Annotated in this window: 4 protein-coding genes, 3 tRNA genes and 1 pseudogene; all 8 read right to left on the bottom strand. The window is 43.0% G+C overall.

Annotated elements, in window-relative coordinates; genetic code table 11:
- Positions 1-33: 33 nt before the first annotated feature.
- The 8 genes and pseudogenes from RG608_RS10525 to parC all read right to left on the bottom strand — a co-directional run bounded on the left by RG608_RS10525 (position 34) and on the right by parC (position 6,229).
- Positions 34-450: an NUDIX hydrolase gene (locus RG608_RS10525; RefSeq protein ID WP_223312954.1), complete on the bottom strand. Its 417-nt coding sequence runs from the start codon at positions 448-450 to the stop codon at positions 34-36.
- Positions 451-506: 56 nt separating this feature from the next.
- Positions 507-578, bottom strand: a tRNA-Arg gene (locus RG608_RS10520).
- A gap of 87 nt (positions 579-665) precedes the next feature.
- Positions 666-1,868, bottom strand: a complete 1,203-nt coding sequence (gene rpsA / locus RG608_RS10515; protein WP_308946950.1) for a 30S ribosomal protein S1 — start codon at positions 1,866-1,868, stop codon at positions 666-668.
- 163 nt (positions 1,869-2,031) lie between these two features.
- Positions 2,032-2,103: transfer RNA gene (locus RG608_RS10510), tRNA-Gln, on the bottom strand.
- Positions 2,104-2,116: 13 nt separating this feature from the next.
- Positions 2,117-2,197 (bottom strand) — tRNA-Tyr (locus tag RG608_RS10505).
- A 49-nt stretch (positions 2,198-2,246) separates the two neighbouring features.
- Entirely contained in the window at positions 2,247-2,477 is a 231-nt protein-coding gene (locus RG608_RS10500; RefSeq protein ID WP_002895433.1) for a DUF2969 domain-containing protein, read from the bottom strand.
- A 106-nt stretch (positions 2,478-2,583) separates the two neighbouring features.
- A pseudogene (locus tag RG608_RS10495) lies at positions 2,584-3,609 on the bottom strand (branched-chain amino acid aminotransferase); the annotation flags it as partial.
- Between the two features lie 169 nt (positions 3,610-3,778).
- Positions 3,779-6,229 carry a DNA topoisomerase IV subunit A gene (gene parC, locus RG608_RS10490; RefSeq protein WP_268686751.1) on the bottom strand — a complete coding sequence of 817 codons (2,451 nt, stop codon included), beginning with the start codon at positions 6,227-6,229 and terminating at the stop codon, positions 3,779-3,781.
- Between the last annotated feature and the right edge of the window lie 508 nt (positions 6,230-6,737).

Raw genomic sequence — 6,737 nt, 5'->3', positions numbered from 1 at the left:
TAAAAGGGGATGTTTTTTTATTGCTTTAAATGTTTAAATGGATTTGTTAGTAAAAATTTCAAGCAAATAAGGCACAACGAGATCACTCTCTATGTCTTCTAAAGAAGAAATCCAGACAAAGTCTGTATGCTCTTCCGAATCCAATATAATATCGCGCTGCTCCATAATCCTACCCGCATAAACTAAGCGTGTAAAAACAGTATCTTTGCTAGCATCAAACTGACTATCCTCGTGAATAATCTTATCAATCTGAAGTTTTTGATTAACCTCCTCCATAGCCTCACGTAGAGCTGCCTCTATAGGCAGTTCATTTTCTTCTACACTCCCACCAGGAATATCCCAATAGGATGGATAGACATTAGGAAGGCCACGCTTTATCTTAGATCGTTTGATAAGCAAATACTTCCCGTCTTCCTCGATTAAGGTATGTGCGATTAATTTTACTGTCATTGCATTTTCCTCCAAGAAAGAGCAAAAAAGACTCCGAAGAGTCCGCTTTTAAGTCATCCACCCTGAGAGAATCGAACTCCCATCTCAAGAACCGGAATCTTGCGTGATATCCATTACACTAAGGGTGGCAACTAATTCATTATAACTGATTTTCTCTGAAAATACAAGTGAAAATCAGAAAAAGAAGTTGAGATTTCTCAACTTCTTTTATCTAATTACAATTCAATATCGCCAAACAAATCAGCCATTGAGAATCCAGTTTGAGTTTCTGGAAGTTCAAAGTCACGTTTTTCTTGACGTTTTGGACGACGAGGACGTGATTGACGTTTCTCATCTTTTTGTCCTTCTTCTTGAGCTGGACGTTCTTCAAGAGCCTTGATAGAAAGTGATACACGCTCATCAGCAGCATTCACTTCAAGAACCTTAACAGTCACTTCTTGACCAACCTCAAGAGCATCCTTAGGACTTTCAACACGTTTGTGTGAAATTTGTGAAATGTGAACCAGTCCATCAATTCCTGGTAATACTTCAACGAAAGCACCGAAATCAGTCAAACGTTTTACAGTTCCTTCAATCACATCGCCTGCAGCAAGTTTTTGCTCAACGCCATCCCATGGTCCAGGTGTTGTTGCTTTAAGAGAGAGGGAGACACGTCCTTCTTCTTCGTTCAAATCAAGAACTTTCACTTCGATTTCATCACCAACTGATACAACAGACTTAGGTGATACATTGCGCTCATGTGACAATTCAGTCAAGTGAACCAATCCGTCAACTCCGCCAAGGTCAATGAAAGCACCGAAGCTAGTGATGCGAGCAACTTTACCAGTTACAATATCACCAACATTCAACTTACCAAAGACTTCAGCACGTGCTGCTGCAGCTTCAGCTTCTACAACTTCACGACGTGAAAGGATGAAGCGGTTTTCTTTTGGATCTACTTCTTTAATCTTAGCATCAAACTCTTGACCTACAAAACGCTCAGTGTTGCGAACGAAACGAGTATCAAGCATTGAAGCAGGGATAAATCCACGAAGTCCTTCAAACTCAACTGAAAGTCCACCTTTAACGGCACGAGTGCCCTTAACAGTGACAACTTCTTCTTCACGACCAACCAATTTGTCCCAAGCTTTGCGAGCTTCCAAACGTTTTTTAGATACCAGGTAAGTTACTGTGTCTGTATCTTTACCTACTACTTGACGAAGAACAAGCAATTCAAGTGTTTCACCTGGTTTTACAAGGTCGTTGATATCAGCGTCGCGGTCGTTTGTCAACTCACGAAGAGTCAAAACACCTTCAACACCAGTTCCAGCGATTGCAACATTAGCTTGGTTAGCGTCAACAGTCAATACTTCAGCAGTAACGACGTCACCCGGCTCAACTTGGCTAACACTGTTTAGCAAATCTTCAAATTCATTCATCTAAAAAAATCCTCCAACAATCAAGCTTTCGCTTGACATACTACTTATTTATTTTCCTAAGCACCCGCAAATGACATTGATCTATCGTTAACGATTTCCATCCTATAAAGAAATAAAATACCATAAGACATTTTATTATTTTATCAGATCTATTACCTAAGAACTGGGGTAGCTGGATTCGAACCAACGCATGAGGGAGTCAAAGTCCCTTGCCTTACCGCTTGGCTATACCCCATTAATATAAAGAATGGAGAGAGAGGGATTCGAACCCCCGAACCCGAAGGAGCGGATTTACAGTCCGCCGCGTTTAGCCTCTTCGCTATCTCTCCGACAATCAACGCTATCTATTATAACATTGATACAATGAAAATGCAAGCCCTATTTGCTTAAATTATAGGTTTCAATCAAAGTTTCCACAGCTCTTTCAAGTTTTTTATAAAAACTTTCAGCATTTCCATTTTTGATAATTGCAAACTGGCCATCTAGTTCGGCAATCTCGCCGATAACCTTCTTGCCAATAGCAAGACTATAACCGTCAAATTGGTCTGCTCCGACCTTCACTTTGCTGTCTGTGATTTGAATTTCAATCTTTTTGTCTTTTTTACTCATAACTTACCTCTTTCAAATTTCTATTGTACACGAAAATAGCTGACTTCGCAAGCTATCTTAGGCTAGAATCACAGAAAAAACTGCCCAATCAAGGACAGTTTTTAAATTATACTTTTACAATCCAACCTTCTGGCGCTTCAACATCACCGAATTGGATACCAGTTAATTCGTCATAAAGCTTGCGAGTGACTGGGCCGACTTCTGTTTCGCTATAAAAGACATGGAAATCATTGCCGTGCTGGATACCACCAATAGGAGAAATAACTGCAGCTGTTCCACAAGCTCCCGCTTCAGTAAATTTACCCAAGTCTGCCAGAGGAACATCACCCTCAATCGGTTTAAGTCCTAGTCTATGCTCCGCCAGATAGAGTAAAGAATACTTGGTGATGGATGGCAAGATTGAGGGACTGAGCGGTGTTACAAACTCATTATCCTTGCTGATACCAAAGAAGTTGGCAGATCCCACTTCTTCAATATTGGTATGGGTTGCCGGATCCAGATAAATCACATCCGAGAAATGCTTATCCTTAGCAATCTTTCCTGGTAATAAGCTAGCAGCGTAATTGCCTCCCACTTTTGCCGCACCAGTTCCGTGCGGTGCCGCGCGATCATAGTCATCTGAGACAATGAAGTTAGTCGGAGTCAGCCCGCCTTTGAAGTAATTGCCGACCGGCATTACAAAGATAGTGAAAATGTATTCTTCAGCAGGCTTCACTCCGATAATGTCACCAACTCCAATCAAGAGAGGACGAATATAAAGCGTTCCGCCTGTTCCATAAGGTGGCACATATTCTTCGTTAGCTCGGACAACCTGCTTGACTGCTTCCACAAACATTTCTGTAGGAACCTGCGGCATGAGCAAGCGATCAGCTGTCCGTTGCAGACGCTCCGCATTTTTATCCGGACGGAAGAGTTGAATGCTGCTGTCCTTAGTTCGATAAGCCTTCAGACCCTCAAAAGCCTGCTGGCCGTAGTGAAGGCAGGGGGAGGACTCAGAAATATGGAGTGTAGCGTCCTCCGTTAAAGTTCCTTCTTCCCACCGGCCATTGCGATAGTAAGCTAAATAGCGATAAGGTAGTTTCATATATGAGAATCCTAGATTTTCCCAGTCAAGATTTACAGTCATGGTCTTTCTCCTCTTCTTCCAAACTTCATTTTTAGATACTCCCTATTTTACACCTTTTTAAGATATTTTCAAGTATTATTTTCAATTTTCAGAAAATTTTGTTATTCAATCTTTTGTGCCACTATCAAACTTTTAGAAATTGAAAAAAACCAGCTCCTGCGAACTGGTTTGATGATTACTTGATGTAAGCTGAGAAGACTTCTTCGTCTGAAATGGTATCAGAAATGAAGCTGCCGTTGCTAGTTCTCTCAGACAGGCTGAGGTCGGCCAGATTGATTTCATAGGCAGTTCCTTTATTAGAAAGCACCTGCAAAATCTGCTCCTCACTAGCTTCTGCTTCTGTTGTAAAGAGGTCAAAGTCCAGTGCTTCGCCATAGACTGGTCCAGCTACAAAGACACGATGCGGTTTGGTCTTAAGCTCTCTCAGAACTTGAAGACCGCGATTTGCCCGACTGGTAACAGGAATATCTGCGACTGCCATACGCTTGAGCGAACCGCGCTGAGTCAGGAGGTAAAGTGAGTCTGTATTGGCGATAAAGGCTGCCGCTAGGACATCGTCCTTCTTGAGGTTGATAGCTTTAACCCCAGCCGCCTTAGCTCCGATGACAGGAACTTCCTCAATATTGAAGCGCAGTGCATAGCCATTCTTGGTCACGAGCATAACATCATCCAGCTTAATCGGCGCCAGAGCAATGACCTGGTCGTCTTCATTTTTTAGTTTAACAAACTTAAGGGACTTAGACTTGTAGGTCCGCCAAGGACTGAACTCCTTGCGCTCTACACGCTTGATTTGACCTAGCTTGGTCGCTGCAAAGTAAGTGCCCTCCTCAAAGCTGTCCAGCAATTCTGTATAGATAACCTCTTCCTTGGTATCAAAGTTACTGATGGTCTGGCTGAGGTGTTCTCCGATTTCTTTCCAGCGGATATCTGACAGTTCATGAACAGGCCGGTAAATAACATTTCCCAGGCTAGTGAAAATCAATAAATGCTGAGTCGTCTTAGCTGGGCTAACAAAAATCAGTCGGTCATCATCACGCTTGCCCATCTCTTCTAGGGTCGAAGCTGAGAAGGAACGCGGACTGGTCCGCTTGATATAACCAGAACGAGTCACGCTGACATAGGTTTCTTCCTCAACGATTAGACTAGCTGTATCAATCTCAATGGCGTTTGCTGTATCCTGCAGCTCACTGAGACGCGGATTGCCAAACTTCTTCTTGACATCGCGGAGCTCCCGCTTCATAAGATTGTACATGGTGCGCTCATCGCCGATAATGGCTGCCAGCATCGCAATCTTCTCGCGCAGCTCTGCTTCTTCCTCTTCCAGAACCACTACGTCTGTATTTGTCAAACGGTAGAGTTGGAGAGTGACGATAGCCTCAGCCTGCTCCTCAGTGAAATCATAGCTGACTTTAAGGTTTTCCTTGGCGTCTGCTTTGTTTTCTGAAGCACGAATCAGGGCGATCACCTCGTCCAAGATGGAAATTACCCGAATCAATCCTTCCACGATATGGAGTCGTTTCTCAGCCTTGGCCTTGTCAAAGCGGCTGCGAGCCAGAATAATCTCCTTGCGGTGGGCAATGTAGCTGGTCAAGATTGGCACAATCCCCACCAAACGAGGCGTGAAATTGTCGATCGCCACCATGTTGAAGTTGTAATTGACTTGCAAATCAGTGTACTTAAAGAGATAGTTGAGAATCAGCTCGGTATTAGCATCTTTCTTGAGCTCGATGGCAATGCGAAGACCGTCACGGTCTGATTCGTCCCGCACCTCGGCAATGCCAGCGACCTTATTATTGACCCGCACATCGTCGATTTTCTTGACCAAGACTGCTTTATTAATCTCGTAAGGAATCTCGGTGATGACGATTTGCTCTTTTCCGCCCTTCAGCTTTTCAATCTCAGTTCTGGAGCGCACCACGACGCGACCTTTACCAGTCTCGTAGGCCTTCTTAATCTCATCACGACCTTGGACGATAGCTCCTGTCGGGAAGTCTGGACCAGGCAGAAACTCCATGAGTTTGTCCACCTTGGCAGAGGGATGGTCAATCATATAGATAACCGCGTCAATGACTTCGGCTAGATTATGAGGTGGAATATCAGTCGCATAACCAGCGGAAATCCCAGTTGCTCCATTGACCAAGAGGTTAGGAAAGGCTGCCGGAAGAACGGTCGGCTCCTTCTCGGTATCGTCAAAGTTCCAAGCAAAAGGAACGGTATCTTTCTCGATATCCTGCAAAAGATAGCCAGCCATTTCAGACAGGCGCGCCTCAGTATAACGCATAGCCGCCGCTGGATCACCGTCCATGGAACCATTGTTTCCGTGCATCTCAACGAGAATCTCACGGTTTTTCCAATCCTGAGACATACGAACCATGGCATCGTAGATGGAGCTGTCGCCGTGGGGGTGGAAATTCCCCATGATGTTCCCGACTGACTTGGCAGACTTACGGTAGCCCTTGTCAAAGGTGTTGCCGTCCTTGTTCATGGAATAAAGAATACGGCGCTGAACAGGCTTCAAGCCATCGCGAATGTCCGGCAAGGCCCGCTCTTGAATGATGTATTTGGAGTAGCGACCAAAACGCTCTCCCATGATGTCCTCAAGGGACATGTTTTGAATGTTACTCATATAGGATACAGAGCCCGTAAAATACAAAGTGAAAATAGGAAATTCTTGCAGTGAGCGATGCTCAAAAGAGAATTTATCTTTTTCACACAGTATTTAGGGCGTGTTCAACTCCTTTCAAAGAATGTAGAGTAGATTTTTACATTAAAATTGATACTTAATAAAAATATTTTTAGATACTATTTAAGTCATTCGCAAACACTTGTTTAGATTAACCAAAAGCAACTTTTACCTATGGATTGTTCTTTCTTCTTTGAAGTATGTACAAATATAGACAAGGTAAATAAGAAATTATAGCAGTTGATATCAGCAAGATATCAAATACAAACTTTTGCCCTCGAAATAGCTCCTCCCAATGCATTGTATTAAGATAATGAAAAATTAAACTGAATAAATAACAGATACTTATAGGGAAGACTCTCCACTTGATTGATTTGTATAAATAATATAAGCGTATTGAGTGATAGAGCGTGGAAGAAATAAGCATAGGTAAACAAAAATCAATTAGAAA

This window comes from Streptococcus sp. IsoGale022 (genome assembly GCF_031142805.1).
GTDB classification, from domain to species: Bacteria; Bacillota; Bacilli; order Lactobacillales; family Streptococcaceae; genus Streptococcus; species Streptococcus sanguinis_A.
The sequence above is the reverse complement of the archived record's forward strand: the minus strand, read 5'-3'. Positions and strand labels throughout refer to the sequence as shown.